We start from the raw sequence: 26095 nt of genomic DNA, 5'->3' as shown, positions 1-26095 counted from the left end.
GGGACCGATGGAGACGCGCTGTTGTGCGGGCATGCGTAGTCGTCCCACTTACAGGGGACGCCACCGGAAGTGTACGGGACCAGCCCCGCCGAATGCTAACCGGCCACCGGTTGTCCACAGCCTCAGAACTCACGCTCCGCAACCACCCGTCACCACGGCATCTTCCAGGGTATGAACCTCATCCTCCTCGCCTCCGCCGCGGCCGGCCTATCCCTGGCTCCCTCCCCTCCCGCCGCCCCACCAATCACACAGCCGCCGGTGGCGGTCTGGCCCCTCCAACCGCGACCGGAGGTCGTCCACGGCTTCGAGCTCCCCGCCAAACCCTGGCTCCCCGGCCACCGCGGCGTCGACCTGGCCGGCTCCCCCGGTCAACCCGTCCTCGCGGCCACCGCCGGCACGATCACGTACGCCGGTCCGCTCGCCGGACGCGGTGTGATCACGGTCGCGACCGGACCCCGCCGTACGACCTATGAGCCAGTCGTCCCGGCCGTCACTGTGGGCACCCCCGTGACAGCCGGATCCGTCATCGGCCACCTTTCCGCCGCCGGCTCTCACTGCAGCCCCGCGACGTGCCTTCACTGGGGTCTCGTCCAGGGCCGGCAGTACCTCAACCCGCTCACCCTGATCCCCAACCGCCCAGTCCGCCTGCTCCCACTCAGCACGCCCCGGACTGCAGCACCACCTCAGCCAAGCCCGCACGCCGTGCGCATCAGTGCACCCCAGGACTCCTCACGAGCCGGCCCATCAGCCAGCGCACAATCCAGCTCACCGGCCGGCAAGCGAACAGCCGCGGCCATCGTCGGCGCCACCGCAGCCCTGATGCTGGGTGCCGGACTCCTGATCAGACGCCACTAGGCAGCCAGATTGAGCTGCCACGACACCCCGTACCGGTCATTGACCCACCCAAACTTCCGGCTGAACCCGTACTCCCCGAGCGGCATCAGCACTGCGCCCTTCTCGGACAGCGCCGCGTACAGCCGCTCGAGCTCCGCCTCGTCCGCACAGTCCACGAACAGCGACACCGACGGCGTGAAGGAGAACTCATGGTGCACAAAGCTGTCACTGCACATGATCTGCTGCCCGGCCAGCGCGAAGGTCGCATGCATCACCGACCCCTCGGGCCCCGGCCCCTCCGCGCCGTAGCGAGTGATCGCGACAACCTCGGCGTCGTCGAAGAGCGACAGATAGAAGTTCATCGCCTCCTCGGCCCCGCCCTCGAACATCAGGAACGTGGTGATCTTCTGCCCAGTCATCGACATCCTCCTGCAGTCACGACTTATATAAGTCATCACTGTAGCAATGGGCGCACCCGAGCGCGAGACTCAGCTGCCGGGGACGCGCGCCTGCCAGGCGTCCTCGTCGCGGGAGCGGCGTTCGACGCCGGCCGGAAGCTTGTTCTTGGCGAGGTCGACAAGCGTGGTGTGCTCGAGGACGTCGCGCAGGCTGGCGCGGGCGGCGATCCAGACGCGCTGCAGGACCACGGCCCGCTCGTTGTACGCGACACTCTCGGGCCTGACGCCGGAGATGCTCACGATCGGTCCGTCCACGGCGCGCATCACGTCCGCGACCGAGATCTCGTTCGGGTCCACGGCCAGCCGCCAGCCACCGGACTGCCCGCGCTGACTCACCAGCACGCCGGCCCGCCGGAGGTCGGCGAGGATCCCCTGCAGGAAGCCGTGCGGAATGCCCTGTGCACGGCTGAGCTCCTCGGCCGACACCACCGACGGGTCGCTCGCCACCCATCGCTGAGTGATCTCGATCAGAGCTCGCAACGCATAGTCAGACTTCGCCGAAACCCGCATGTCCCGCAGTCTGCCCCATCGCCACGCCACCGTCCGCATCCACACTCGATCCCGGCCCGGGATCAGGCTCGTGGGTGCGCCTGTTCGTAGGCCTTGCGGAGCCGATCGGTCGAGATGTGGGTGTAGATCTGCGTCGTCGCCAACGATGCGTGGCCGAGCAATTCCTGGACGCTCCGGAGGTCGGCGCCACCTTCCAGCAGGTGGGTGGCGGCCGTGTGCCGGAGACCATGCGGCGACAAATCGGGCGCGTCGACGACGGCGATCCGCTCGTGGACAAGCCGTCGTACCGCTCGCTGATCGATCCGGCCGCCGCGGGCTCCGAGGAAGACCGCCGGACCGCTCCCCTGCCGGATCAACTGCGGGCGTGCCTCGGTCAGCCAACGACCGATGGCCTCGGCCGCCGGAACGCCGTACGGAACCGCGCGTTCCTTGCGCCCCTTCCCGAACACCCGGACCACGCGACGAGAGGTGTCGATGTCGTCGATGTCGAGGGCGCAGAGTTCGCCGACGCGGATACCGGTCGCGTACAGCAGTTCCATGATCGCGAGATCGCGCAGTCCGACCGGACTGCCGTCGTCCGCGGCCACGGCGGCCGCGTCCAGCACCGCTCGCGTGTCGGCCTGCCCCAGGACACCGGGCAGACTCTTGTGCGGTCGCGGACTCGCCAGCAGTGCGCCCGGATCCGTGCTGATCCGGCCGGTCCGATGCGCCCACGCGGTGAAGACACGCGCGGCCGTCGCCCGGCGCGACATCGTGCTCCGGGACTTCCCGAGACTCTGCTGCTTGGCCAGCCAGGACCGCAGACCGCGAATGTCGAGGCCTTCGAGATCATCGTGACCAAGCCGAATCAAATGTTCGAGTAAATCCGCGACATCTCCACGGTAGGCTCTCACCGAGTGAGTGCTGAGGTCTCTCTCCGCCGTCAGATGCCGTTCGTAGTCAGCCAGTAACACAGCGAAACTCTCCGGCCAGGAGCGGTTTCCACTGACATCGTCCGGCGCCATGCCTCGACGATGCGGTAGCCGGCCCGGCATCGCAAGCCACCGCGCGGGGTCGAGGAGAGGAGGTCTGGTCGATAGCCCGACGGTCGACTACTGTTCGGCCCGATTGCCCTAGTAGCAACGGAGGCACCCCTGACCATGGCCCCCTCAGCGAACGGACAGACCGTAGGCCGGCGCCTGCCGGTCGAGTCGGCGTTCACTCGAGTCGAGGACGCGCGGCACCGTCTGCCGCGCTTGTTCGGTCGTCGCGACCTGGTTGTACTCGGCCTGGGCGTGATGATCGGGTCCGGCATCTTCAGCATCAGCGGAGTCCAGGCGGCCAATGTCGCCGGACCAGCCGTGATCGTGTCGTTCGTGATCGCCGCGATCGTCTGTGTGCTGGCCGCGGCCTGTTACGCCGAGCTGTCGTCCACGATTCCGGTCTCCGGTAGCGCGTACACCTTCAGCTATGTGACTTTCGGCGAGATGTGGGCCTGGCTGGTCGGCTGGGCGCTCGTGCTCGAGCTCGTCACCGCGGCCGCCATCGTCGCCCGCGTCTGGTCGGCGTACTTCCTGGCCACCTTGGATGGATTCGGCGTGACGCTGCCCACCGGCGTGGCGAAGTACTTCGGCCCGCAAGCCGAGATCAATCTCGTTGCTCCGTTGCTGTTGCTGATCCTGACCGCGCTGATCGTGACCGGAACCAAGCTGTCGGCCAGGGTGCTGACGGTGGTGGTGATCGCGAAGGTCGCCGTGATCGTGCTGGTCGTGGTGGTCGGCGCCGCGCACATCAGCAAAGAGAACTACCACCCGTTCATCCCGATGGCCCGGGCCGCGCCCGCCACCGCCAGTCCGACCTTGCTCGGCTGGATCCTGGACTCGTCGTTCGGCTCGTTCGGCATGATGGGCATCTTCACCGCGGCCAGCTCGATCGTCTTCGCCTACATCGGCTTCGACCTGATCGCGACCGCGTCCGAGGACGCGCGCAGCCCGCGCAAGACGGTTCCGCAGGGCATGCTGCTCGGTGTCGGCGCGGTCACGATCCTCTACATCGCGATGGCGGTCGTTCTGGTCGGAATGCGCCCGTACGGCAAGCTGGGCGGCAGCGCACCAGTCTCCGAAGCATTGGCCGCGGTCGGCGTCGGCTGGGCCGCGAAAGTGGTCAACCTAGGCGCATTGCTGGCGTTGATGACCGTGATCATGGTGGTTCTCATCGCGCAGAGCCGCGTGCTGTTCAACATGGGTCGTGACGGCCTGCTGCCGAAGAGCCTCGGCCGAGTCAGCCGGGTGTACTCCTCCCCGGCCCGTGCGGCGGCCGCCGCCGGCTTCGCCGCTCTGCTGCTGACGCTCTACCCGAAGGTGCTCGAGCTCGAGGAGTTGCTGGTCATCGGCGCCTTGTTCTGCTTCGCGTTCTGTGCGGTCGGTGTGCTCACCCTGCGCCGCTCCGAGCCGAACCTCGAGCGCGGTTTCCGGGTGCCGATGGTGCCGCTGATCCCGCTGCTGTCGCTGGCCGCGACCGTGTGGCTGATGCTCAACCTGAAGACGAGCACCTGGACGAAGTTCGGCATCTGGATGGCGATCGGACTGGCGATCTACGGCCTGTACGGGCGTTGGCACAGCCGCCTGGCGAACGAGGACAGCTGGGACTTCGACATCGGCGACACGGACCCGGGGACCGGTGGCCTGCAGGCGATCCGGCACGAGTCGGACCCCCACGCGAACGAACTGCGCGCGGTGCGCACGCCACCACAGCAACAGCAGAAGCCGACGCGCGGCAAGCACATGCGGAACTGACACCCTCACCTCGGTTGCCCATGGCATCTATCCCCGGATAGTTGTCCACAGGCAAAAAGTGAGGTCCCAAATCGCGGCCTGATCCCGGCATGTTCTGTGTCGGAGGTGGTCATCGATGCGGACCAGCAACGTAGTCGGGCGGTACGGCGAAGATCTCGCCGCGAGGTATCTCACGACGCACGGTTTCGCCGTGCTCGAGCGCAACTGGCGCTGCGAGCTGGGCGAGATCGACATCGTCGCGCGGGAAGGCGACACGCTCGTCATCTGTGAGGTGAAGACGCGCCGCGGGCTGAACTACGGCAGTCCGCTGGAGTCGATCACCTACCGGAAGCTGACCACGCTCCGGAAGCTGGCAGGCCGTTGGCTGCAGGCCCACCAGCTCAGACCCGCGGCGATCCGGATCGACATCATCGCGGTCCTCTTCGACCAGAACACGCCGCCGAGCGTGGACCACGTGCGTGGTGCGGCCTGATGGCGCTCGCACAGACGTGGTCGGTTGCTCTGGTCGGCCTGGAAGGGCATCTGGTCGAGGTCGAAGCGGACATCGCGCAGGGCCTGCCGAAGACGACGCTGATCGGCCTGCCGGACGCATCGCTGTCCGAAGCCCGCGACCGCGTCCGGGCGGCGGTCGTGAACAGCGGCGAGCGATTCCCTGATCGCAAGGTCACCATCGGCCTCTCGCCGGCCACCCTGCCCAAGACCGGCTCTCACTACGATGTCGCGATCGCACTCGCCCTGCTCACGGCAGCTGGTGTGATCGAGCCTGGTGTGCTCCGGCAGACGGCGATCATCGGCGAGCTCGGACTCGACGGCCGGATCCGTGAGGTCCGTGGTGCCTTGGCGATGACGCTGGCCGCCGCCCGCGCGAGCTTCGAGCGCATCGTCGTCCCCGAGCTGAATTCGGGCGAAGCTCGCTTGGTCCCCGGCATCGAGGTGTACGGCGTGCGGTCGCTGCGGCAGGTGCTCGCGCTGTTGCGCGGGATCGAGATCCCGGACGAGGCACCGCCGCGCGCCGAGCCCCGGCTGCTGTCCGAGTCGCTGACCCGGGTTCCCGAGGTCGATCTCGACGATGTCATCGGCCAGCGCGAGGGACGGCGGGCGATCGAGGCCGCGGCGGCCGGTGGACATCATCTGCTCCTGCACGGGCCGCCGGGATCCGGCAAGACGATGCTGGCCGAGCGGCTCGCTGGATTGATGCCCGACCTCAGCACCGACGACTCGCTTGAGGTGTCGGCCGTGCATTCGCTGGCCGGGCTGCTGACCGGCGACGCCGAGCTCGTCGTCCGTCCACCCTTCATCGCGCCGCACCACACGGCCTCGCTGTCGAGCCTCGTCGGTGGCGGCTCAGGAATGCCGCGGCCGGGCGCCATCAGCTGCGCGCATCGCGGGATCCTCTTCATTGACGAGGCTCCCGAGATGCATCCGCTCACGCTCGACACACTGCGCCAGCCACTCGAGTCCGGGTACATCGAGGTGCATCGTTCGGCCGCGGTGGCCAAGTTCCCGGCCCGCTTCATGCTCGTCCTCGCGGCCAATCCCTGTCCCTGCGGGTTGTCCGGGACGAACCAGGGGATCTGCAACTGCACCCCTCAGGTGCTGGCGCGGTACCGGCAACGGATCAGTGGGCCGATCAAGGACCGGCTCGACATCCAGCGCCAGATCCTGCCCGCCGCCCGCGGCCTCCCCGATGACGAGAAGCCGGAGTCGACCGCACTCGTCGCCGCCCGGGTCGAATCGGCCCGAGATCGCCAGGCGCACCGCTACCGCGACACCGCCTGGATCCTCAACAGCGAAGTCCCCGGCCCGGTCCTGCGCCGCCACTATCCGCTCGATGCCACCAGCCACAAACTCCTCGAAGACCTCTACTCCGCCGGCCGCATCACCGCTCGCGGCTTCGACCGCGTAGTCCGCCTGGCCTGGACGCTGGCCGACCTGGGCGGCTTCGCCCAACCCACCGTCGACCTCACCCACCAAGCCTTCCAACTCCGCACCGGCGAACCCCTGACAGCCCTAGCCGACACCCGCCCCCTCAAAGGAACCCCAACATGACCTGCACCCACACCTCCGCCGCCCGCATGACTCCCCCACATCCCCATCCCATAACAACCCCAAGCCCCACCCCCACCACCCCTCCACCACCTGCCAAGGCCCTTGCCACCCCACGAGCCGTCGGAGACGGCCGAGGTGAGAACGCCGCCGCCGCTGGTGACGCGGCGGTGGAGCAGGGTGCCTCACCGTGCGGGGAAGGTGGGGAGCCCGCCGCCGTGGCTGGTGACGTGGCGGTGGAGCAGGTCGCCTCACCGTGCGGGGAAGGTGGGGAACGCGCCGTCGTGGCTGGTGACGTTGTGGTGGAGGAGGGCGTTTGGCTGGGCGGGCGAGGTGAAGGCGGCGCCGCTGGGGATGGGTGCGGCGTGGTGGAGGAGGTGGCTGGGGCGGGTGGGCGGGGTGGCGCGGGAGTCGGGGTGGTGGGTGAGGGTGGTGATGATCGGGAGAGGTTGGCTCGGGTTGGGCTGTCTCGGGTGGTCGAGCCTGGAGATCTGGCTGCGCTGAAGGCGTTCGATGGTTTGGGTGTGCTGGAGATCTGGGAACTGCTGCAGCAGAAGGCTCCTGGGGTGGAGCGGTGGTCTACGCGGCTCGCCGAGGCCGACCCGGAGCGGGACTTGGAGCGTGCGGCTGCGGCTGGAGCACGGTTCGTGATTCCTGGGGACGAGGAGTGGCCGGAGCAGGTGGAGATCCTCGCGGAGGCCGGCCAGCTGAGCCGCCGAGCAGGAGTGCCCTTCGGACTGTGGGTTCGGGGCCCGGCGCATCTCCGGCGGGTGCTAAGCCGGTCCGTCGCGTTGGTCGGTGCCCGTGCGTGTTCGTCGTACGGCGAGCATGTCGCGGCGGAGCTGTCCGCGGGGCTGACGGAGAACGGCGTCACCGTCGTGTCCGGCGGCGCGTACGGGATCGACGCGGCGGCCCACCGGGGCGCTCTCGCGGTCCCTGGGCCGACGGTTGCGGTGCTGGCCTGCGGGGTCGACGTCAGCTATCCGAAGCGCAACTCGGCGCTGTTCAGCCGGATCGTCGAAGACGGGCTCGTGGTGAGCGAGCTACCGCCGGGATGCTCGCCGACCAGGCTGCGGTTCCTCGCCCGCAACCGGCTGATCGCCGCCGGCACGCTCGGCACGGTCGTGATCGAAGCCGCCGTACGCAGCGGTGCCCTCAACAGCGCCGGTTGGGCCGAGCAGTGCGGTCGCGCGGTCCTCGCGGTGCCGGGTCCAGTCACCTCGCGGATGTCCGAAGGCAATCACCTGCTGGTCCGCGAACGAGACGCCACGCTGGTCACCAGCGTCGCCGAGATCATCGAGGCGATCTCCCCGCTGGGTACCCGCCTCACGTCGTACCCGCAAGCTCCCAAGACCATCACCGACGACCTGGACCACGACCTCCGCCGTACCCTCGACGCCGTCCCGCTCATCCATCCCGCCCCGGTCGCCCGGATCGCCACGACCGCAGGCCTGGACCTCTCCACCACCCAGACCTGCCTCGAAACCCTCGCAGACCTAGACCTCATACAACCCACCGACACCGGCTGGCGCCTCCCCCCAACCACCCCACCCCCTAACCCAAGCCCTCCGCCTCACGCAGGCACGCAGTAGCGGACGTACGCCCGCTTGGGTGTGCGCTGGGTGGGTCGGGTTGGGGCGGGGGTCAGCGGCCGAAGTCGGAGTCTTTGGGGACTTCTAGGTCGGACTTGGCGAGTTCTTCGATGTTGACGTCGCGGAAGGTGACGACCTTGGCGTTCTTGACGAAGCGGGCCGAACGGTAGACGTCCCAGACCCACGCGTCGGCCATCGTCACCTCGAAGTACACGTCGCCGCCCTCGGTGCGGACCTTCAGGTCGACCGCGTTGCACAGGTAGAAGCGCCGTTCGGTCTCCACGACGTACTTGAAGATCCCGACGACGTCCTTGTACTCCCGATAGAGCTGCAGCTCCATATCGGTCTCGTACTTCTCGAGGTCGTCAGCGCTCACGCCTGCACCTCGCTGGCGCTCGGCTCGGGCATGAGCGCTAAGGCGGCTCTGTGGTTTGTTCGCTCGCTGCGCTCGCTCATCGGCTCTCCACTCCGGTGGGACTGGTCACATTCTGTCCCATATCGGGTCGCAGACTGCGGCGGACATTCTCGAACCGCCGTCGATGTTGTGGGCACGGGCCGTATTCGTCCAGTGCCGCCTGGTGTTCAGGCGTGCAGTACCCCTTGTGGATCGCGAACCCGTACTGCGGGTACACCTTGTCCCAGTGCTCCATCACGCGATCCCGGGTCACTTTGGCGATCACAGATGCCGCCGCGATACAAGCCGCCACGCGGTCACCCTTCCAGATCGCCAGGCCCGGTACGTCGAGACCGTCGACACCGAACCCGTCCGTCAGCACGTACGACGGGCGTACGTCGAGGCGGAAAAGGGCTCGCCGGAGGGCTTCGACGTTGGCCACATGCATCCCCAGGCGGTCGCACTCGGTGGACTCGATGGAGACCACCGACCAGGCCAGGGCGCGTTTGCGGATCTCGTCGTAACAGCGGTCGCGGGCCTTGGCGGTGAGGAGCTTGGAGTCGGCGAGCTCGGGGATCTGGCCGCGCTTGCCTTCCGGCAGGATCACCGCGGCCGCGACCAGCGGGCCGGCGCAGGGTCCGCGCCCGGCCTCGTCCACGCCGGCGATCGGGTCCAGGCCGACGCGACGCAGGGCTCGCTCGTACCCGTAGAGCCCGGCATCCCGCCGTACTGTGCTCCCTCGCGGCAACTCGCTCATACAGCCCTCCGCATCACACATCCCACCCTAGGCAGCCCCGCCGACCAACTGCGCAGCAGGTCCGCGTCGAGGACGATGACAGGCTGGGGGTGGACTGAGGGGCTGGAGGGTGTTGCCGGGGCCGCCGGTGGGCGAGAGGTTGTGAGGGGCACCGGGAGTTCGCTCACTTGGGTGGTGGGGTGAGGGAGATCGAGGGTTTGTCCGGGGCCGGCCCAGGCGCCGGAACGGCTTTGAAAGTGTCGGGTACGCCGAGTTTGCCCCAGCGGCCGGCGGGCCAGACGATCATGATCGCGCGGCCGGTGATCTTGTCCATCGGGACGAACGCCGCGTCGCCTTGATTGCCGCCGTTGGGATCGGTGTCCTGCAGATGGACGCGGGAGTCCCCTGACGCCGAGCGATGATCACCCATCACGAACACGCGACCGGCCGGGACAGTCACCTGGAAGTCCATCTGCGAGGGCGCGTCACCCGGGTACAGATAGCTGGTCTCGTCGAGCGGCTGGCCGTTGACCAGCAGCCGGCCCTTGGAGTCGCAGCACGCGACCTTGTCGCCTGGCATGCCGATCAGGCGCTTGATCAGGTGACCGTGGCTGGAGTCCGGCAGCAGGCCGACCACCTCGAAGAACCGGCCGATCGAGCCACGCTTCTGACCGCTCTCCTCCGGGCCGAGCCAGCCGCCCGGATCCTCGAAGACGACCACGTCACCGCGCTTGACGTCGGTGAGCTTCTCGACCACGACCCGGTCGCCGACCAGCAGGGTGTTCTCCATCGACTCGCTCGGGATGATGAACATCTGCCCGACGAACGCCCTCAGGATCGACGAGACGATCAGCGCCCCGACCACGATCAGCACGAACTCGCGGGCGGCCGCCCCGAAGCCCGAACGGGGGGCGGGTTTGGAGTCCGTCTTGGTCGGTGTATCGGTCACTTCTTCAGCCCCGGCTTCTTGAAGGTTTCCGGAGGACGCAACATCGTCATCCGGTCAGACGGCCAGATTACGCAACAGGCCCGGCCAACCACGTTCTCGACCGGCACGAAGCCACCGCCGGGGCCGCCCATATGGGCGCGGGAGTCGGCGGATTCGGCGCGGTTGTCGCCCATCACCCACAGATGGCCGGGCGGCACCACGACGCTGAACGGCACCTCCGACGGCTTGGCGTCCTTCAGCAGGTACTCGCGCTCGTCCAGCGCGATCCCGTTCACGGTGATCTGTCCGGCCTTGTTGCAGCAGACCACCTTGTCACCGCCGATGCCGATGACCCGCTTGACCAGATGCCCCTCGCCGCTGCGCGGCAGGATGCCGACGAACTCACCGACCTTGCGGAACGGACCGGGCTCGGTCTGTTCCTCGTTCAGCCAGTTGTTGGGGTCCTTGAAGACGATGATGTCGCCGCGATCGACGTCGCGGTGCATGTAGCTGATCTTCTCGGCCAGGATCCGGTCGTCCTTGGTCAGGGTGTCGTACATCGACTCCGACGGGACGTAGAACGCTTCCGCGACGAACAGCCGCAGTACCACCGTGATGACGAGTGCGAGCACCGTCACGGTGGTCATCTCGACGAGCAGACTGAGCAGCGGATTCCGCTGCTTCAGCCTGCGGTGACGTCCTTTGCTGCGACGTGCCCTCTGTGCTGGGCGAGGGCGAGCGCGAGTCGCAGTGCTCGGCGCCATAGGTGACCGTCGTCGCTAGTGACGCTCAGGAGGCCGGGACGTCCCGCTTCTCCTTGATCTTGGCTGCCTTGCCGCGCAGTTCGCGCAGGTAGTAGAGCTTGGCCCGGCGCACGTCGCCGCGGGTCACGACCTCGACCTTGTCGACGATCGGGGTGTGGATCGGGAAGGTTCGCTCGACGCCGACGCCGAAGCTGACCTTGCGGACCGTGAAGGTCTCCTGCAGGCCACCACCCTGGCGCCGGATCACGACACCCTTGAACACCTGGACGCGGGACCGGTTGCCCTCGACGACCTTGACGTGCACGTTGACCGTGTCACCGGGACGGAAGGAGGGGATGTCGTCGCGCTTGCTCGCGTTGTCGAGCTCGTTCAGGATGTTGCTCATCAGGTGTCTCTTCCTCGCGCGTGCCACAGGTCACCCACGAATGTCGGTGGTGATGAAGTCATCAAAAGGCTGCCGCGTCGGTGGTCACCCCCTGTGGCAGGAGCACCGAAGGGCAGCAACCAGCAATCTTGCCACACCGCCCCAGCGGATCCGAAATCAGCGCCGCCTGCGACGCTTGGTGAGCAGCACCAGCTCGACTCTCGCCGTCTGTTGCTCCCGTCGTACCTCACGGTAACCGGCTTTGCGGTACAGCCCGAGGTTGCGCTCACTCTCCGCACCGGTGTTCAGCTCGTACGTCGTGACGTCGGCCGGCGCGAGTTTCTCGGCGACCTGGAGCAGCCGCGCACCCAGTCCGCGGCCCTGCCAGTCCGGAGCGACGACGAGCCGCTCGATGCGCCCCACGGAGCCGTCCACGGTCAGCTGGACCGAGCCGACGATCCTCGTACCCGCGACAGCCTTGAGTACGCCGCCTCGCCCGAGGCGCTCGACGCTCGCGGCCGGCTCCTCGGTCAGCGGCGGGATGCTCAGGTCGTCGTAGATCCGGCCCTCCGACAGGAACGACGCCAACTGAAGGGTGTGGATCTCCCCGGCATCAGCCTCCGTGGCGGGCAGTACGCGGACCTGTGACGCCGCATCCTCCTTCCCCGCGACCGCATCGCCCCACGCCGCGAGCAGATCAGGCCGGCGTTCCGCAGTACGGCGTACGGACTCGTCGTGGCGCCAGTCCGCGATCAGACCGTGGTTCCCGGAGAGCAGTACGTCGGGTACGTCGTACCCGCGCCAGCTCGGAGGCTTCGTGTACACCGGGTACTCGAGCAGACCGTCACCGGAGTGGGACTCCTCGGCCAGGGACTCCGGATTGCCGATCACACCAGGCAGGAGGCGAGCCACTGCCTCGACCATCACGAGTACGGCGACTTCCCCGCCGTTGAGCACGTAGTCGCCGATGGATACCTCGTCGACGCGCATCCGCTCACCGGCGTACGACGCAACCCGCGCATCGATGCCCTCGTACCGGCCGCACGCGAAAGCCAGCCATGGCTCGGCCGCGAGCTCATAGGCGAGCTCCTGCGTGAAAGGACGGCCAGCTGGCGTCGGGACGATCAGTCTGGGCTGCGTCGGGCCGTCAACCGGAGCGATGGCGTCGAAGGCCTCCCCCCAGGGCTCCGGCTTCATCACCATGCCCGCGCCACCGCCGTACGGGGTGTCGTCGGCGGTCCGGTGCCGGTCGTGGGTCCAGTCGCGCAGATCGTGCACGTGGATGTCCAGGAGACCGCTCTTGGCCGCTTTGCCGACCAGGGAGACGTCGAGCGCGGCCAGGTACTCCGGGAAGATCGTGACGACGTCAAGCCTCATCGGTCGGGACCACCTCGGCGCCCTCCGGGTCCAGCAGACCTGGCCGGTCGGCCACGACGACGTACCGCTTGTCCACGTTGATCTCCGGGACCAACTGCTCGACCATCGGCACGAGTACGACGTAGCCGGCCGGGCGACGGATCTCGAGGAGGTCCTGGGACGGGAGGTGCACGACGTCGACGACCTCGCCCGCCTCGACACCGTCGGAGGTCCGGACCGCGAGGCCGATCAGTTCGCGGTCGTAGTACTCCTCCGGGTCCTCGGGGCGCTCGTCCTCGTCCACCTCGGCCTGCAGGGCCAGGTTGCGCAGCTGCTCGGCCGCGGTCCGGTCCGGTACGCCGGCGAACTTCACCAGCAGCCGCCCGCTGTGCCACCGGCTCGCGTCCACGGTCAGGGTCCGCCGAACCTTCGAGTCCGTCACCAGGGTCGCACCATCCGCGAACCGGCGATCCGGCTCGTCCGTCCGGACCTCGACCCCGACCTCGCCCTTGATCCCGTGCGCCCGGCCGATCCGCCCGACTGTCACCAACACCCGCACAAGCCTTTCTGCTCTACCGATCCACTGAGGATATGACTGGAGGGCCGCACCCGAATGGATGCGGCCCTCCAGGAAGTGCTGCGAGTCAGCGGCGCGGGCGCCGGTTGAGCTCGTCGACGAAGTCGATGCGCAGGGAGGCCTCGGAGCTGAGGGCGCCGACGACGGTGCGGATGGCGGTGGCGGTCCGGCCGTTGCGGCCGATCACCTTGCCGATGTCGTCGGGGTGGACGTGCACCTCGAGGGTGCGGCCACGCCGCAGGTTCCGGGCCCGGACGCTGACGTCGTCGGGGTTGTCCACGATGCCTCGGACCAGGTGCTCGAGCGCCTCGGTCTCCATCATGGTCAGGCCTTGGCGTCGTCGGCCGGAGCGGCCTCGGCGGCAGCCTCGGCCGGGGCCTCAGCAGCCTCTGCCTTCGGCTCGTCGGCCTTGGGCTCCTCGGCCTTGGGCTCCTCGGCCTTGGGCTCCTCGGCCTTGGGCTCCTCGGCCTTCGGCGCGTCAGCCTTCGGCGCGTCGTCCTTCTTCTCGGCCGTCTTCTTGGCCGCGGTCTTCTTGGCGGTGACGGCCTCGGTCTTCAGCGTGCCGTGCGCCTCGGCGAGGGCCTCGTTGAAGATCTCCTGCTTGTCCCGCTTGGGCTCCTTGACCCGCAGCGGCGCCGGAGCCGGCTCGCCCTTGAACTTCTGCCAGTCACCGGAGGCCTTGAAGATGGCCTCGACGGCCTCGCTCGGCTGCGCGCCGACGCCCAGCCAGTACTGCGCCCGGTCCGACTCGACGTGGATGAACGACGGCTCGGTCTTCGGGTTGTACTTGCCGATCTCCTCGATGGCGCGGCCGTCACGCTTGGTGCGGGCGTCCATCACGACGATGCGGTAGTGCGGCGCACGCTTCTTGCCGATGCGCTTCAAACGGATCTTGACTGCCACGTTTGTGGGGTCTCCCTCGGATTACATGTCTGGGTGAGCAGCACAGCGTCGTGGGGACAACGGGTGACCGCTCGAATGGGCCGAACCAGGCAGTGGAGTTAGAGGGCTGCACGAACCTGGACGGACTCAGCCGACCATTCTGCCAGATGGTGGGGTACGCCGACCAATCCTGTGTCAAGCCGGGTCACGCGCGGAACCGGGCCAGCTCCGGCAGTTGATCGGCGTACGCGTCGAGCAGCTTCCCCGCGGCGGTCACCGAGTCGATCAAAGGATGCCAGGCGAAGGCTCGCAGCGCGGTGTCCCGGGAGCCCGAGGCCGCGGCCTCGATGGTGGATCGCTCGACGGCCTTCACAGAACAGACCAGACCGGCCTGGTGGTCGGTGAGCTGGGACACAGTGACGGGAAGCGCGCCGTTGGCGTCGACCGTGCAGGGGATCTCGATCACCGCATCGTTGTCGAGGTGGTGCAGCACGCCCCGGTTGCGCACGTTCAGGATCAGCGACGCCCGCTCGTTGTGGGCGATCGCCCGCATCAGTGACAGCGCGACCTGCTCATACCCTCCGGCGGCCATGTCCCGTTCGTCGCGCTCCCCCGCGTCGGCGACCTCGCGGCTCTCCACCATGTACGTCGACTCACGCTCGGCCCGCGTCTTCTGCCACAGCTCCAGCGCCTGGTCCGGATGCTCGGCCGTCTCGGCGTAGAACGCGGACTGCTGCGCCAGCAGGAACGTCCCCCGCGTCTGCCGCACACCCTGTACGGCGGCCAGCGTCTCGCGCGCGAAGTAGTAATAGTGCAGGTATTCGTTCGGGATGCATCCCAGCGACTTCAGCCAGCCGGATCCGAACAGCCGACCTTCCTCGAAGGAAGACAGCGCGTCGGAGGAGTCGAGGAGGGCGGGCAGCCGGTCGACTCCACCAGACCTCAGGCCGCGCAGCCAGCCGAGATGATTGAGGCCTGCGTAGTCGTAGAAGGCCGTCGACGGGTCCACGCCGAGCGCCAGCGCGGCACGGCGGCCGAGGCCCGAGGGTGAGTCGCAGATCCCGATCACCCGATCCCCCAGGTACGGGATCATCGCCTCGGTCACCATCCCGGCGGGGTTGGTGAAGTTGATGACCCAGGCTTCCGGGGCGACCGCGGCGATCCGCTGGGCGATCCGCGTCGCGACCGGCAGGGTCCGCAGTCCGTAGGCGATCCCGCCCGCCCCGACGGTCTCCTGTCCGAGGACGCCGAGGTCCAGCGCCACCCGTTCGTCGACCGTCCGGCCCTCGAGTCCGCCGACGCGGATCGCGGAGAAGACGAAGTCCGCACCGCGCAGCGCCTCGTCCAGATCCGTGGTCTCGGTGACGACCGGAGCGTCGGCAACCGATGCGGCCTGCTGCCGTAGCACCGCGGCGATCGACGCCAGCCGCGAGCGGTCCGTGTCGAACAGCACCACCGAGGTGATCCGGCCGGGTCCGCGATCACCCAGCAACGCCTGGTAGACGAGCGGCACCCGGAACCCGCCCCCGCCGAGGATGGTCAGTCTCACGCCAGCATCACCTGCACGCCTGCTTCCGTCAGTTGGGCCCGGGTCGCCTCGTCGGCGCCGGGCTCGGTCACCACCATGAACAGTTCGGCCGGCTCGCACACCCGCGCGACGCCGTGGCCGGGGAACTTCGTCCGGTCCGCGAGCAGCACCACCCGGTCGGCGGCCTGGATCATCGCGCGCTTCACCGGCACCTCGATCATCGTGCTGTCCATCACCCGCCCGTCCGGCCGAACGCCGCTGGTCCCCAGGAACAGCCAGTCGACATGGATCTGCCGCAGGCTCTCCTCGGTCAGATACCCCACCAGCGACCGGTAACTCCGCCGGACGAACCCGCCGAGCACGATCAGCTCGATCTGCTCGTCGTTCTCCAGCTCCTCCAGTACGGCGAGGTTGCTGGTGACCACCGTCAACGACCGGCCGTGCAGGTGCTGTGCGACCCGCAACGCGGTCGTGCCGATGTCGAGCAGCACCGACTCTCCGTCGTTCACCAGCTCGGCGGCCCGCCGCGCGATCCGGTCCTTCTCCTCGGCATGTACGGCGTTCACGTCGGCGAACGGCTCGTCACCGCCGTCGACCGCGAGCGCACCGCCGTACACCCGGGTGAGGCGGCCCTCGGCGTGCAGTTGCTCGAGGTCGCGGCGGATCGTCGCCTCGCTGACCCCCAGCTTGGACGCAAGCACTTTGACGCCCCCGGCCCCGTCGGCCCGGAGCGCGCGGACGATCTGATCCTGTCGCTGCTTCGGCAACACGGACAGACCGTATCACGCAAACTCTGTCACTTTCAGTCAAAGTCGTGAGCAGGTATTGCGGATCTTGCGTAGTAGATTCAAGATTCATGCACGAGTTTGATCGACCCTGCAGATCTGTGGAGTGTGTATGAGTGAGCTGGACGTCGTTGTGTCCGGCCTGGTCTTCCAGGACCTGGTGCTCAGCCTGCCCACTCCGCCGCGCCCAGGGACCGAGGTGTGGGCCACCGGCTCCCAGGAGAGTCCCGGTGGCATCGCGAACTTCGCCGTCGCTCTGGCCCGGCTCGGTCTGCGGACCGGCCTGGCCGCAGCCTTCGGCGCTGATCCCGAAGGCGACCGCGTCTGGGACAGCCTGACCGCGGAAGGCATCGATCTGACTCTCTCCCGCAAGCTCGCCGGCTGGCAGACCCCGTTGACCGTGGCTCTTGCCTACGCAGGAGACCGGGCACTGGTCACCCGGGGCACCCCTCCCCTGCTGTCAGCCGACGAGCTGATCACCGCACCGCCGGCCGCTCGAGCCGTTGCCGCCCACATCGGTCCCTGGCCGAACGAGTGGCTGGCGAAGGCGAAGGCGGCCGGCTGTGTGGTGTTTGCCGATGTCGGTTGGGACCCGTCGGAGCAGTGGGATCCTGCAGTGCTCGACCAACTCGAGCACTGCGATGTGTTCCTGCCGAACGCCGAAGAAGCCATGAGCTACACCCGGACGGACACTCCGGAACAGGCACTCCGCCGGTTGGCGGACCAGGTGCCGCTGGTGGTCGTGTCCGACGGTGCCGCAGGTGCCCTTGCTCTCGACGCTCGTACCGGCGAACAGGTCGCCGTACCCGCGTACCAGGTCCCGGCGGCGGACACCACCGGGGCGGGTGATGTGTTCGCCGCCGGCTTCATCGCCGCCACGCTGTGGGAGTTGCCGCTCAAGCAGCGGGTGCGGTTCGCCGCCCTCACCGCGGCCTTGTCGGTCACCCGGCTCGGCGGCGCCGACGCCGCGCCCCGCTGGTCGGACCTCGCGGCCTGGCAGGCCGCCCACCCCGAAGACCACCACCTCCACGCGCTGATCAGCGCTCACTCAGGAAGGTAGAACCAATGGAGCTCTCACGTCGGACACTGCTCGGGGGCTTCACGGCCGTGATCGGTGGTTCCCTCGTCGGCTGTTCGTCCGGGATGGACACCGGGACGACGGCGAAGAAGAACACCACCACCGAGCTGACGATGTGGTGCTGGCCGGGCGGCCTGGGCAAGTCGGTCATCGACGACACCATCGGCCACTTCCCCGACCCGAAGATCAAGTACTCCGAGATCGGCGGCGACTTCAAGCAGAAGCTGATCACCACGTTCAACGGCGGGACCGGGATCCCGGACATCACCGGCCTCAAGGGCGAGGACATCGCCTCGCTGCTGCCGCAGGCCGAGCGGTTCGTGGACCTGAAGACGGTCGGCGCGGACTCGATCCTCGGCGACTACCTGGACTGGAAGGTCGCGCAGGCGACGACCTTGGACGGCAAGGTGCTCGGCCTGCCGATCGACGTCGGCCCGACCGCCCTGTTCTACCGCGAGGACGTCTTCGCCGCCGGCGGACTGCCGAGCGACCCGGCCAAGGTGGCCGAGCAGCTGAAGACCTGGGACGACTTCTTCGCCGCCGGGGTCGAGCTGAAGGCGAAGAACCCGAAGGCGCCGCTGGTCTGGGACGCCACCGACCTGTACGACATGGTCGTCGGCCAGGGCACCGAGCGGTACATCTCCAAGGACAACAAGTTCATCGGCGACCAGGACCACATCCGCAAGGCCTGGGACACCTCCGTCAAGGCGATGACGCTGAAGATCGACGGCAAGACCCCGAGCGGCAGCCCGGACTGGAACGCCGGCCTCGACCAGGGCACGATCCCGGCGCACATCGGTGCCGCCTGGGTGGCGCTCGACATCAAGTCCGCGGTCAAGACCAGCGTCGGCAAGTGGCGGCTGGCCCCGACACCGAGCGGCCCGGCGAACTTCGGCGGCTCGTTCCTCGCGATCACCAAGAACGCGGCGGACCCGCAGAAGGCGTTCGAGGTGATCAAGTACATGCTCAGCGCGGACAACGAGGCCAAGGCCTTCGCCGACGCGCAGATCTTCCCCTCGGCTCCCGGTGCGTACGACAAGCCGCAACTGAAGGCGGCCGACCCGTTCTTCGGCGGGCAGGTGCCGATCGATACCTTCGGCCCGGCCGCCAAGGCCATCCCAGTGGCGTACCAGAGCCCGTTCGACGACGCCGTCGCCGCGCCGTTCCACGACGAGCTCAAGACGGTGCAGACCGCCTCCAAGACCTCCGACGCCGCGTGGGCCTCCGCGGTAGCCAAGGCGAAGGCCATCGCCAAGCGGCAGGGGGTGCAGTGACTGGTACGGCGACCGTGCCGCCCTCGACCGCGCCGCTGACCGGGGCCCCTCCCGGTCAGCGGCCCGGTCGGCGGGTCTGGTCGTACTGGCGGTTCTACCTGGCGCTGTCGCCGTTCTACCTGTTGTTCGCGGTCTTCGGGCTGTACCCGATGCTGTCGACGATCGTGCTGGCGTTCCAGCGCTGGGACGGCCTCAGCGCTCGCCGGTTCACCGGCCTGGACAACTTCCGGTTCCTGGTCCAGGATCCGACGTTCTGGCAGTCGCTGGAGAACACGGTCGTCCTGTTCCTGATGTCCACGATCCCGACGCTGGCGATCGCGCTCGTGCTCGCGGTGATGCTGCAGTCCGCCGTACGGTTCACCAACGTCTACCGGATCGCCTACTTCATCCCGAACGTCACCTCGCTCGTCGCGATGGCGATCTTCTTCAGCTCGGTGTTCAGCACGAACTTCGGCCTGGTCAACGCCGGCCTGCGTGCGCTCGGCATCCCGGAACAGGACTGGCTGGGCCAGCCCTGGGGGATCAAGATCGCGATCTCGACGATGATCGTGTGGCAGTGGGTCGGATACAACACGCTCATCTACCTGGCCGGCCTGCAGGCGATCCCGCGGGAGCAGTACGAAGCAGCCAAGGTCGACGGTGCCGGTGCGGTACGGACGTTCTTCTCGATCACGCTGCCGCAACTGCGACCGGTGGTGCTGTTCACGGTGGTCATCTCGACCATCGGCGGTCTGCAGACGTTCACCGAGCCGCAGGTGATGGTCGGTAACAGCGGCGGCACCGGCCAGAGCGGTATGACGGTGGTGCTGTTCTTCTACCGGGCCGCGTTCCTGGACAACGACTATGGGTACGCCGCCGCGATCGCACTGAGCATCTTCCTGCTCGTGCTGTTGTTCACCGCCATCAACTGGCGGATCTTCCGCGGGCGAGGAGACGACCGATGACGCGTTACCGGTTGCGCGGTATCGCGCTGCACGCCGCCCTCGTGGTGGCCCTGCTGGTGTTCATGTTCCCGTTCGCCTGGACCATCATCATGGCGTCGAACAGTACGGCGGACATCTACCGCTTCCCGCCGAAGTTCACCTTCGGCGGGCAGTTCGACGACAACGTCCGACATGTGCTGGCCAATGTGGCGTTCTTCCAGTCGATGGCGAACACCGCGGTCGTGGCGATCTCGACCACGCTGCTGGTGCTGTTCTTCGACTCGCTGGCCGCGTTCACGTTCGCCAAGTTCCGGTTCCCCGGGCGGCGGGTGCTGTTCGTCGTACTGCTGGCGACGATGCTGCTGCCGGCGCAACTGGCCGCCGTACCGCAGTTCCAGACAATGGCGCTGCTCGGCTGGGTCGGTTCACTCAAGGCGCTGATCATCCCCGGGGCGGCGAACGCCTTCGGCATCTTCTGGATGCGGCAGTACTTCCAGAACTCCATCCACGACGAACTGGTCGAGGCCGCGACGCTGGACGGCTGCGGCTTCCTGGGCACCTACTGGCATGTCGCGTTGCCGTCGGCCCGGCCGGCGCTGGCGTTCCTCGGCATCTTCACGTTCGTCGCGTCCTGGAACGACTACATGTGGCCGCTGATCGTGCTCACCAACCCCGACCACCTGACGTTGCAGGTGGCGCTGTCTACACTGAACCGGTCGCACGGTGTCGACTACAGCATGGTGATGACCGGCGCGCTGATGGCGATGGTGCCCCTGGTCATCGTCTTCGCAATCTTCGCCCGCCAGTTCATCAAGGGTGCGACTGAAGGCGCAGTACGCGGCTAAGAACACCGACGACGATCAGCGCGTTGCCCAGCAGCGCGAAGAGGAAGACGATCGGCGCGTCGCCCCCGGTCAGAGCAGGTACGGCGGCGATCGCGCTGATCACGGCGTACGTCGTCGCAGTGGCCGTCAGCCAGGTCAGGGCCCGTGGCTCGACCGCCGCCAGGGCGAGCCACGCCAGGGCAACGACGACAAGTGGCTCGAGCACTGCCAGCAACGTGACGTCGACGAAGGCAAAGCCGTCGGGATGGTTGACGAGCCCACTCAACAGCACCAGGATGCCGCCGACAACGACCAGGATCGCGCCCGGTACCGGCACCGGGCGGATGCGCCAGCGTTCGGGTCGCAACACGATCAGGAGTACGGCGGCCATGGCCACGCCGATCAGCATCACCGCGATCCAGGACCACGGCGTTTCGGTGTTGTTCTCCCAGATGCCGGCCCCCAGGATCAGCAGGCCGTCCTGCAGGACGGAAGCGACGGCGCCGGCGACGACACCGAGTACGACAGGTCCCGTCCATCGGGCGACCAGGCTCCCCACCAGTGCCGCGATCGACGACAGGAACACCGGATCGCTCCAGCTCCGGTACACATGCCACCCGGTGTGCTCCGGGTCGTACCAGAGATTGCTCGACTGGGCCTCACCCGGCCAGTTCAGGTAGATGAGGAGTCCCGAGCCGGCGACCAGTACGGCGATCAGCCACCACGGTGGCCTGGATGCGGGCGTTCCGGTGGCTGGGACCGGCGTCGGGGTGACCATCTGCGCGGCGATCGGCTTGGCTGCGGGCGGTTGCACGGGCCAGGCCGCGGGCTTGGCTGCGGGCGGTTCGGGCGTTGCGGCGGGTGGCTCGGCCTGGGTCTGTACGAGCGGTTCCTGGTGGGGAGGTTCCGGCTGTGGTGGTGGGGGTGGGGACGGTTCTGGTTCGGGGGGTGGTGGTGGGGGCTCGGACTCGGTGTCCGGCATGGTCAGGTGGACCGGGATCGTCTGCTCACCGGTCGGCCCGCTGATGATGACCGATGCCTCCTCATCGCCGGGGGCCTCGGTGCGGACCCGGACGGTCGCGCCATCCTGCTCCACCTTCAGCCAGGGGACGCTGGATGACGCCACTGCGGTCAGGGCGATCGGCGTACCCGCCAACCGGAGCTCACCCGAACCTGTCGAACCGAGGTCCAGCGTCGCAGGGGTCACCCGCGGCACACCATCCGTCAGAGCCTGCGCAGCGGCCTCCGCGACCCGGCGGCTGTCGTCGTTCACCATCGGCTGCAACGCCTGCCAGGCGGCGTAGGCCTGGCTGAGATCGGTCCCGCCCAACCGCTCTCGCAGGTAGTCGACCACGCCGAACCTTGCCGCCGGCAACGGGCTCTCCATTGCCTCGAGCAACTCAGGTGCCAGTGGGGCGGGCGTGATCCGGCGGACTCGGCTGCGGGCGATCAGGAGTTCGCCCTGGGAGCCGAAGGTCCACATCTGCGGGTTCTGGTTCGGCGTGACACGATGGACCCGATCCGTCACGTACCCGACCAGTTCGGTAAGACCGATCCACCCGTCGCCGTCCCGGTCAGCCTCGCCGGTCGTCAGCCCGTCCACGACCGCGCTGCTGAACACCGAAGGAGCCGGCGCCGCGCCGGTCGCCAACTGACCGCCCTCGAAGGCGTACTCCATCGCACTCGACGCGGTCACGATCACCCGGCCGCGCCCACCGCCGACCTCTTCCTGACCGGCGAAGGCGTCGCGGACCTGGGCCTCACCGGCCGCGCGGACGACCATGCCGCGCGGGAACGCGCCGCCGTAGCAACAATCCAGGAACAACGCGATCCGCTGCGCTCGGCTGTCCGCCATCTGCCGGTTGACGAAGTCCGCGGCGACAGCGGTCGACGCGAGCCTGGTCGGCTTCGTGTCCGCGACCGCGAGGAACAACTCACCGGCCGCGTTCTTCAAGCCATGGCAGGAGAAGTGCAGCAACAGCAGGTCCTCCGGCGCCCGGTCCGCGAAGAAGTCCTCGACCGCGAACCGGATCTCCTGCGCCGACTCGTTGTGCAGCACCTGCACCTCGAACCCGCCGACCGACGGGTCGGCCAGCACCTCGGCCAACGCGGCCGCGTCCTGCGCCGGTGCGACCAGGCGCCTCAGCCCGGGATCGTCGTACTGGTCGTTCGCCACGACGAGCGCGACGCGGGAACCGTCCATCTCACACGTCCGCTCCGGCATGGCGTCGTACGAACGCGTCGACCAACTGCTGCTGCACTTCGTCGCTGGCGCCGGACAGCTCGATGACGTCGCCCTCGATCGTGAGCTTCACCGTCCGCCCGGTGCCGGACCGGCGCAGCCAGTCGCGCACCACCGTCACGACCGAGCCGAGTACTTGCAGACCTGGCGCCAGCGACACGCTCAGCACCCCCGCGATGGCGGCCAGACCACCCCGCGAACCGTCCGGCGCCTCGCCTTCGCGATAAGGCTCTACCGACCGGACGTCGAGCATCAGCAACTCCTGCCGCAGCAGCAGCGCCAGTACCTCGAGCTGTTCGTCGTTTGCCCCGTCGTCGACGATCCCGACCCGGACGTCCTCGTCCATCGCCCCTCCCCATCCCCAGGCCGACGCTTCAACAATGCGCCCGTACCGCTCCGGCCACAAGCATGCGGACGGCTAGGCTTCGGGAACTGGAGCAGGCGGAGTTGCGTCGGAGGGTCGTCATGGTGGGCAAGCGGGGACGTGTGATCGGCCGGATCGCACCGGGGATCGTCGGCGAGGTGATGCTGCCGGTCCGGGGTGCCACCGAGGCCTTCTACGCTTACCCCGCGACCGACGAGGTGATCGAGGTGGGCACGCAGGTGGTGGTCGTCGACTTCGACCCGCCGCGCACCGTGTACGTCGCTCGCGCCATCTAACTTTGTTCCCTTGGAGGGGAAATGCTCTGGACGTACGTGATCATCGCTGCCGTGGCGGTGGTCGTCCTCTTGATCCTGTTCCGGACGGTCTGGCGGGTGGCGGAGCCGAACGAGGCACTGATCATCTCCGGCCTCGGCGCGCACTCGAGCACGGAGCAGGTGAACGAGACCCTCGGCTTCAAGATCGTCGTCGGCCGCGGCACCGCCGTCCTGCCGGGTTTCCAGACCGTGCGGCGGCTGCCGCTGGACATCCGCGCCACCCCGCTGACCGTCACCTGTGTGTCCAGCCAGGGCATCCCGCTGCACATCAAGGGCGTCACGGCGTACAAGGTCGGTGACGACTACGGCTCGATCGCGAACGCGGCCCGGCGGTTCCTGGAGCAGAGCGACGAGCAGGTGATGAGCACAATCCACGAGCTGTTCGCGGGTCACCTGCGGGCGATCGTCGGCTCGACCACGGTCGAGGAGATGCTGCACGACCGGGAGACGCTGACCACGAACATCCGCGGCTCGCTGGCCGGCGACATGGAGAAGCTCGGCCTGGTGGTCGACTCGCTGCAGATCCAGGAGATCGACGACGAGTCCGGCTACATCCGCAACCTCGGCCGTCCGCAGGCCGCCGCGGTCGAGGCCGCGGCCCGGATCGCGCAGGCCGAGCGGGACCGCGAGGCGACCGAACGCGAGCAGGTCGCCGCCGCGGCCAAGGCCGCCGCGGTCCGGCAGAGCTCGATCGCGCAGGCCGGCTACCAGGCCGAGGTCGATCAGGCGAACTCGAAGGCCTCCCAGTCCGGTCCGCTGGCCGAGGCGCTGGCCCGGCAGGAGGTCGTCGTCGCCGAGACGGAGACCGCGAAGCTGAACGCGTCGCTGGCCGAGAAGCAGCTCGAGTCGTCGGTGCTGAAGCCGGCCGACGCCGAGGCGTACAAGCAGCGCACGCTGGCCCAGGCCGCGCGTGACGCCCAGATCGCGGCCGCCGAGGCGAACGCCCGTGAGGTCCAGCTGCGTGGTGAGGCCGAGGCGAAGGCCACTGAGCTGACCGGTAAGGCCGAGGCCGCCGCCGTCCAGGCGAAGGCGATGGCCGAGGCGGCCGGTATCAAGGCCCGGGCCGAGGCACTGGCCACCAACACCGACGCGGTCGTCGCGCAGCAGCTGGCCGAGGCCTACCCGCAGATCGTCGCCGCGGCGGCGGGCTCGTTCGAGAAGGTCGGCAACATGGTCGTGCTGAACGGTGCCCAGGGCATCGAGGACACCCTGGTGAAGACCATCACGATGGGTGGCTCCGGCTTCGCGCTCGCCAAGCAGCTGATCGACTCACTCAGCACCACGAAGGGCAGCAAACCGGTCCTGGAGTCGGTGCCGGACGAGACGGCCTGACCAATCGAAGCCCGGATCCCCTGATGCGCCAGGGGATCCGGGCTTCGCCTGTTCAGGCGGTGTGCAGTGTGAGGTTGTAGGCCTGCAGGATTTCGTTGACGGGCTGGAACCACGTCTCACCGCCACTGCTGCAGTTGCCCCAGCCGCCGGACGTCACGCCCTGCGCCTGGTCGCCGGTGATGAACGAACCGCCCGAGTCCCCGCCCTCGGCGCAGACACTCGTCTTGGTCGCGCCATAGAACAGTTGGCCGTTGCCATAGTTCACAGTCTCGTTCTTGGCCAGGATCGTGCCGCAGTGCCAGTGCGTGGTCGAGCCACTGCGGCAGACCGACGAGCCGATCGGCGCCTCCCACGAGCCGCGGACCAGCTGGTCGCTCATCTGGCCCCAGCCGAGCACCACCGGCACGGTCCACCAGCCGTTGCCGACCGAGACCCACGCATAGTCGTTGCCGGGGAACGACCAGCCTTGGAACGCGCCCAGGTCCGAGCCGTCCCAGCCGCGGACCGTGCCGCTGCGACCACAGTGGCCGGCGGTGATGAAGCCGCCGTACACGGAGAAGCCGATCGAGCAGCGGATGTTGCTGACGTAGTACGGGTCGCCGCCGACAGTGCCGGCCGCGAACGTGGTCGGCGCCTGTGCAGCGACCTCGCGAACCGTGACCGCTCCGGCGCGCGCGACCTTGGCCACGAACGCGTCGACGGCCTGGGATCGCTTGCCTGCTTGGACGTTGATCACCACACTGCCCGTGCGCGGGTCGGCGGCCCAGCCACTGACCGCAGCCGGCACAGCCTTGCCGGCCAACTTGTCGACGGCAGCCTTCCGCTTGTCCAGCGCGGCAGCTGTCACCGGTACGGCGGTGACCGCGGCGCCCGTGGCACGTACGGCGGTCGCATGATCCGGCCGGGTCAGCCCGACCACCAGCTTCCGGATGGCGTCGTCGTACCAGGCACCACCGAAGTCGGCGCCGGCAGCTTTCTGGGCCGCGGGCAACAGCTTGGCGGCCGACGTCTCGGCCTCGAGGCGCTGTTGCACCTGCTGCTCGGTCAGTTCGAAGTCACGCTGCATTGCTGTCGCCTGCCCTCGCACTGCCAGAGGTTGCGGCGCCGCGATGGCCTGGCTGGGGACGGTCACCGCGGTCGCCGCGAGCACGGCGGCTAGTAGGACCTTCATCTGGAACTCTCCTCACCTAGGGGC

The 26095-nt window shown here is 68.3% G+C and carries 28 protein-coding genes; 11 read left to right on the top strand and 17 right to left on the bottom strand.

What is annotated here, in order from left to right; genetic code table 11:
- Positions 1-258: 258 nt before the first annotated feature.
- Entirely contained in the window at positions 259-855 is a 597-nt protein-coding gene (locus AB0E63_RS13695) for a M23 family metallopeptidase (protein ID WP_360365134.1), read from the top strand.
- Here the strand turns inward: AB0E63_RS13695 and AB0E63_RS13690 are convergent.
- From AB0E63_RS13690 to AB0E63_RS13680, 3 genes are all read right to left on the bottom strand, one after another.
- Positions 852-1253 carry a VOC family protein gene (locus tag AB0E63_RS13690; RefSeq protein WP_360365132.1) on the bottom strand — a complete coding sequence of 134 codons (402 nt, stop codon included), beginning with the start codon at positions 1251-1253 and terminating at the stop codon, positions 852-854. The genes AB0E63_RS13695 and AB0E63_RS13690 overlap by 4 nt on opposite strands.
- A gap of 69 nt (positions 1254-1322) precedes the next feature.
- Positions 1323-1802: an Rrf2 family transcriptional regulator gene (locus AB0E63_RS13685; RefSeq protein ID WP_360365130.1), complete on the bottom strand. Its 480-nt coding sequence runs from the start codon at positions 1800-1802 to the stop codon at positions 1323-1325.
- A 62-nt stretch (positions 1803-1864) separates the two neighbouring features.
- Positions 1865-2806, bottom strand: a complete 942-nt coding sequence (locus tag AB0E63_RS13680; RefSeq protein WP_360365128.1) for a tyrosine recombinase XerC — start codon at positions 2804-2806, stop codon at positions 1865-1867.
- Between the two features lie 135 nt (positions 2807-2941).
- Here AB0E63_RS13680 and AB0E63_RS13675 point away from each other — a divergent pair, with 135 nt between their 5' ends.
- From AB0E63_RS13675 to dprA, 4 genes are all read left to right on the top strand, one after another.
- Positions 2942-4576: an amino acid permease gene (locus tag AB0E63_RS13675; protein ID WP_360365126.1), complete on the top strand. Its 1635-nt coding sequence runs from the start codon at positions 2942-2944 to the stop codon at positions 4574-4576.
- Positions 4577-4691: 115 nt separating this feature from the next.
- Positions 4692-5048 carry a YraN family protein gene (locus AB0E63_RS13670; protein ID WP_360365124.1) on the top strand — a complete coding sequence of 119 codons (357 nt, stop codon included), beginning with the start codon at positions 4692-4694 and terminating at the stop codon, positions 5046-5048.
- On the top strand, positions 5048-6625 hold the full coding sequence (locus AB0E63_RS13665) for a YifB family Mg chelatase-like AAA ATPase (RefSeq protein ID WP_360365122.1): 1578 nt from the start codon (positions 5048-5050) through the stop codon (positions 6623-6625). The genes AB0E63_RS13670 and AB0E63_RS13665 overlap by 1 nt, the downstream gene beginning before the upstream one ends.
- Positions 6626-7095: 470 nt before the next feature.
- Positions 7096-8214: a DNA-processing protein DprA gene (dprA, locus tag AB0E63_RS13660; RefSeq protein ID WP_360365120.1), complete on the top strand. Its 1119-nt coding sequence runs from the start codon at positions 7096-7098 to the stop codon at positions 8212-8214.
- A gap of 52 nt (positions 8215-8266) precedes the next feature.
- On the opposite strand, the gene AB0E63_RS13655 is transcribed toward dprA, so the two are convergent.
- From AB0E63_RS13655 to AB0E63_RS13605, 11 genes are all read right to left on the bottom strand, one after another.
- The gene (locus AB0E63_RS13655) at positions 8267-8590 is read right to left on the bottom strand and encodes a DUF2469 domain-containing protein (protein WP_012922325.1); all 324 of its coding nucleotides are present in this window, start codon (positions 8588-8590) and stop codon (positions 8267-8269) included.
- Positions 8591-8666: 76 nt separating this feature from the next.
- Positions 8667-9365 carry a ribonuclease HII gene (locus AB0E63_RS13650; protein ID WP_360365118.1) on the bottom strand — a complete coding sequence of 233 codons (699 nt, stop codon included), beginning with the start codon at positions 9363-9365 and terminating at the stop codon, positions 8667-8669.
- 163 nt (positions 9366-9528) lie between these two features.
- Positions 9529-10293: a signal peptidase I gene (gene lepB / locus AB0E63_RS13645; RefSeq protein WP_360365116.1), complete on the bottom strand. Its 765-nt coding sequence runs from the start codon at positions 10291-10293 to the stop codon at positions 9529-9531.
- Positions 10290-10919, bottom strand: a complete 630-nt coding sequence (gene lepB / locus AB0E63_RS13640) for a signal peptidase I (protein ID WP_360365114.1) — start codon at positions 10917-10919, stop codon at positions 10290-10292. Before lepB (AB0E63_RS13640) ends, lepB (AB0E63_RS13645) begins: the two co-directional genes overlap by 4 nt.
- Positions 10920-11061: 142 nt before the next feature.
- Positions 11062-11421 carry a 50S ribosomal protein L19 gene (gene rplS / locus AB0E63_RS13635; protein ID WP_360365112.1) on the bottom strand — a complete coding sequence of 120 codons (360 nt, stop codon included), beginning with the start codon at positions 11419-11421 and terminating at the stop codon, positions 11062-11064.
- Between the two features lie 156 nt (positions 11422-11577).
- Positions 11578-12777 (bottom strand): tRNA (guanosine(37)-N1)-methyltransferase TrmD, encoded by a 1200-nt coding sequence (trmD, locus tag AB0E63_RS13630; RefSeq protein WP_360365110.1) that lies wholly within the window; start codon positions 12775-12777, stop codon positions 11578-11580.
- Positions 12767-13309: a ribosome maturation factor RimM gene (gene rimM / locus AB0E63_RS13625; RefSeq protein WP_360365108.1), complete on the bottom strand. Its 543-nt coding sequence runs from the start codon at positions 13307-13309 to the stop codon at positions 12767-12769. The genes trmD and rimM overlap by 11 nt, the downstream gene beginning before the upstream one ends.
- A 91-nt stretch (positions 13310-13400) precedes the next feature.
- Complete coding sequence (locus AB0E63_RS13620) at positions 13401-13652, bottom strand: RNA-binding protein (protein WP_360365247.1); 252 nt, start codon at positions 13650-13652, stop codon at positions 13401-13403.
- 5 nt (positions 13653-13657) lie between these two features.
- Complete coding sequence (gene rpsP, locus AB0E63_RS13615; RefSeq protein WP_360365106.1) at positions 13658-14236, bottom strand: 30S ribosomal protein S16; 579 nt, start codon at positions 14234-14236, stop codon at positions 13658-13660.
- 184 nt (positions 14237-14420) lie between these two features.
- Complete coding sequence (locus AB0E63_RS13610) at positions 14421-15764, bottom strand: 6-phospho-beta-glucosidase (protein ID WP_360365104.1); 1344 nt, start codon at positions 15762-15764, stop codon at positions 14421-14423.
- Entirely contained in the window at positions 15761-16513 is a 753-nt protein-coding gene (locus AB0E63_RS13605) for a DeoR/GlpR family DNA-binding transcription regulator (protein WP_360365102.1), read from the bottom strand. The genes AB0E63_RS13610 and AB0E63_RS13605 overlap by 4 nt, the downstream gene beginning before the upstream one ends.
- Positions 16514-16640: 127 nt before the next feature.
- Here AB0E63_RS13605 and AB0E63_RS13600 point away from each other — a divergent pair, with 127 nt between their 5' ends.
- The 4 genes from AB0E63_RS13600 to AB0E63_RS13585 are packed head-to-tail and all read left to right on the top strand — an operon-like array spanning position 16641 to position 20648.
- The gene (locus tag AB0E63_RS13600; RefSeq protein ID WP_360365100.1) at positions 16641-17588 is read left to right on the top strand and encodes a PfkB family carbohydrate kinase; all 948 of its coding nucleotides are present in this window, start codon (positions 16641-16643) and stop codon (positions 17586-17588) included.
- Between the two features lie 5 nt (positions 17589-17593).
- Positions 17594-18880, top strand: a complete 1287-nt coding sequence (locus AB0E63_RS13595) for an extracellular solute-binding protein (RefSeq protein WP_360365098.1) — start codon at positions 17594-17596, stop codon at positions 18878-18880.
- The gene (locus AB0E63_RS13590; protein WP_360365096.1) at positions 18877-19824 is read left to right on the top strand and encodes a sugar ABC transporter permease; all 948 of its coding nucleotides are present in this window, start codon (positions 18877-18879) and stop codon (positions 19822-19824) included. The genes AB0E63_RS13595 and AB0E63_RS13590 overlap by 4 nt, the downstream gene beginning before the upstream one ends.
- Positions 19821-20648, top strand: a complete 828-nt coding sequence (locus AB0E63_RS13585; protein WP_360365094.1) for a carbohydrate ABC transporter permease — start codon at positions 19821-19823, stop codon at positions 20646-20648. The genes AB0E63_RS13590 and AB0E63_RS13585 overlap by 4 nt, the downstream gene beginning before the upstream one ends.
- Here the strand turns inward: AB0E63_RS13585 and AB0E63_RS13580 are convergent.
- The gene (locus tag AB0E63_RS13580) at positions 20614-22830 is read right to left on the bottom strand and encodes a caspase family protein (protein ID WP_360365092.1); all 2217 of its coding nucleotides are present in this window, start codon (positions 22828-22830) and stop codon (positions 20614-20616) included. The genes AB0E63_RS13585 and AB0E63_RS13580 overlap by 35 nt on opposite strands.
- A 1-nt stretch (position 22831) precedes the next feature.
- A complete protein-coding gene (locus tag AB0E63_RS13575) occupies positions 22832-23215 on the bottom strand; it encodes a hypothetical protein (protein WP_360365090.1) in 384 nt (127 codons plus the stop codon).
- Between the two features lie 119 nt (positions 23216-23334).
- On the opposite strand from AB0E63_RS13575, the gene AB0E63_RS13570 reads away from it, so the two are divergent.
- Together AB0E63_RS13570 and AB0E63_RS13565 are read left to right on the top strand one after the other, a co-directional pair.
- Complete coding sequence (locus tag AB0E63_RS13570) at positions 23335-23529, top strand: hypothetical protein (RefSeq protein WP_184830799.1); 195 nt, start codon at positions 23335-23337, stop codon at positions 23527-23529.
- Between the two features lie 21 nt (positions 23530-23550).
- Positions 23551-24900, top strand: coding sequence for an SPFH domain-containing protein (locus tag AB0E63_RS13565; RefSeq protein ID WP_360365088.1), 1350 nt, complete (start codon positions 23551-23553; stop codon positions 24898-24900).
- A 52-nt stretch (positions 24901-24952) separates the two neighbouring features.
- On the opposite strand, the gene AB0E63_RS13560 is transcribed toward AB0E63_RS13565, so the two are convergent.
- Complete coding sequence (locus tag AB0E63_RS13560; protein ID WP_360365086.1) at positions 24953-26071, bottom strand: S1 family peptidase; 1119 nt, start codon at positions 26069-26071, stop codon at positions 24953-24955.
- Between the last annotated feature and the right edge of the window lie 24 nt (positions 26072-26095).

This window comes from Kribbella sp. NPDC026596 (genome assembly GCF_040638415.1).
Lineage (GTDB): Bacteria > Actinomycetota > Actinomycetes > Propionibacteriales > Kribbellaceae > Kribbella.
Note: the sequence above shows the minus strand (reverse complement) of the source record. Positions and strands in the feature narration are given on the sequence as shown.

Coding starts and splice junctions, on each gene's coding strand:
- AB0E63_RS13675 (WP_360365126.1), top strand. CDS start 2,942: ATGGCCCCCTCAGCGAACGGACAGACCGTAGGCCGGCGCCTGCCGGTC.
- rplS (WP_360365112.1), bottom strand. CDS start 11,421: ATGAGCAACATCCTGAACGAGCTCGACAACGCGAGCAAGCGCGACGAC.
- AB0E63_RS13620 (WP_360365247.1), bottom strand. CDS start 13,652: ATGGAGACCGAGGCGCTCGAGCACCTGGTCCGAGGCATCGTGGACAAC.
- lepB (WP_360365114.1), bottom strand. CDS start 10,919: ATGACCACCGTGACGGTGCTCGCACTCGTCATCACGGTGGTACTGCGG.
- AB0E63_RS13595 (WP_360365098.1), top strand. CDS start 17,594: ATGGAGCTCTCACGTCGGACACTGCTCGGGGGCTTCACGGCCGTGATC.
- AB0E63_RS13600 (WP_360365100.1), top strand. CDS start 16,641: ATGAGTGAGCTGGACGTCGTTGTGTCCGGCCTGGTCTTCCAGGACCTG.
- AB0E63_RS13685 (WP_360365130.1), bottom strand. CDS start 1,802: ATGCGGGTTTCGGCGAAGTCTGACTATGCGTTGCGAGCTCTGATCGAG.
- AB0E63_RS13580 (WP_360365092.1), bottom strand. CDS start 22,830: ATGGACGGTTCCCGCGTCGCGCTCGTCGTGGCGAACGACCAGTACGAC.
- AB0E63_RS13570 (WP_184830799.1), top strand. CDS start 23,335: ATGGTGGGCAAGCGGGGACGTGTGATCGGCCGGATCGCACCGGGGATC.
- AB0E63_RS13665 (WP_360365122.1), top strand. CDS start 5,048: ATGGCGCTCGCACAGACGTGGTCGGTTGCTCTGGTCGGCCTGGAAGGG.
- AB0E63_RS13690 (WP_360365132.1), bottom strand. CDS start 1,253: ATGACTGGGCAGAAGATCACCACGTTCCTGATGTTCGAGGGCGGGGCC.
- AB0E63_RS13670 (WP_360365124.1), top strand. CDS start 4,692: ATGCGGACCAGCAACGTAGTCGGGCGGTACGGCGAAGATCTCGCCGCG.
- AB0E63_RS13680 (WP_360365128.1), bottom strand. CDS start 2,806: ATGGCGCCGGACGATGTCAGTGGAAACCGCTCCTGGCCGGAGAGTTTC.
- AB0E63_RS13565 (WP_360365088.1), top strand. CDS start 23,551: ATGCTCTGGACGTACGTGATCATCGCTGCCGTGGCGGTGGTCGTCCTC.
- trmD (WP_360365110.1), bottom strand. CDS start 12,777: ATGAGGCTTGACGTCGTCACGATCTTCCCGGAGTACCTGGCCGCGCTC.
- AB0E63_RS13560 (WP_360365086.1), bottom strand. CDS start 26,071: ATGAAGGTCCTACTAGCCGCCGTGCTCGCGGCGACCGCGGTGACCGTC.
- AB0E63_RS13585 (WP_360365094.1), top strand. CDS start 19,821: ATGACGCGTTACCGGTTGCGCGGTATCGCGCTGCACGCCGCCCTCGTG.
- AB0E63_RS13650 (WP_360365118.1), bottom strand. CDS start 9,365: ATGAGCGAGTTGCCGCGAGGGAGCACAGTACGGCGGGATGCCGGGCTC.
- AB0E63_RS13575 (WP_360365090.1), bottom strand. CDS start 23,215: ATGGACGAGGACGTCCGGGTCGGGATCGTCGACGACGGGGCAAACGAC.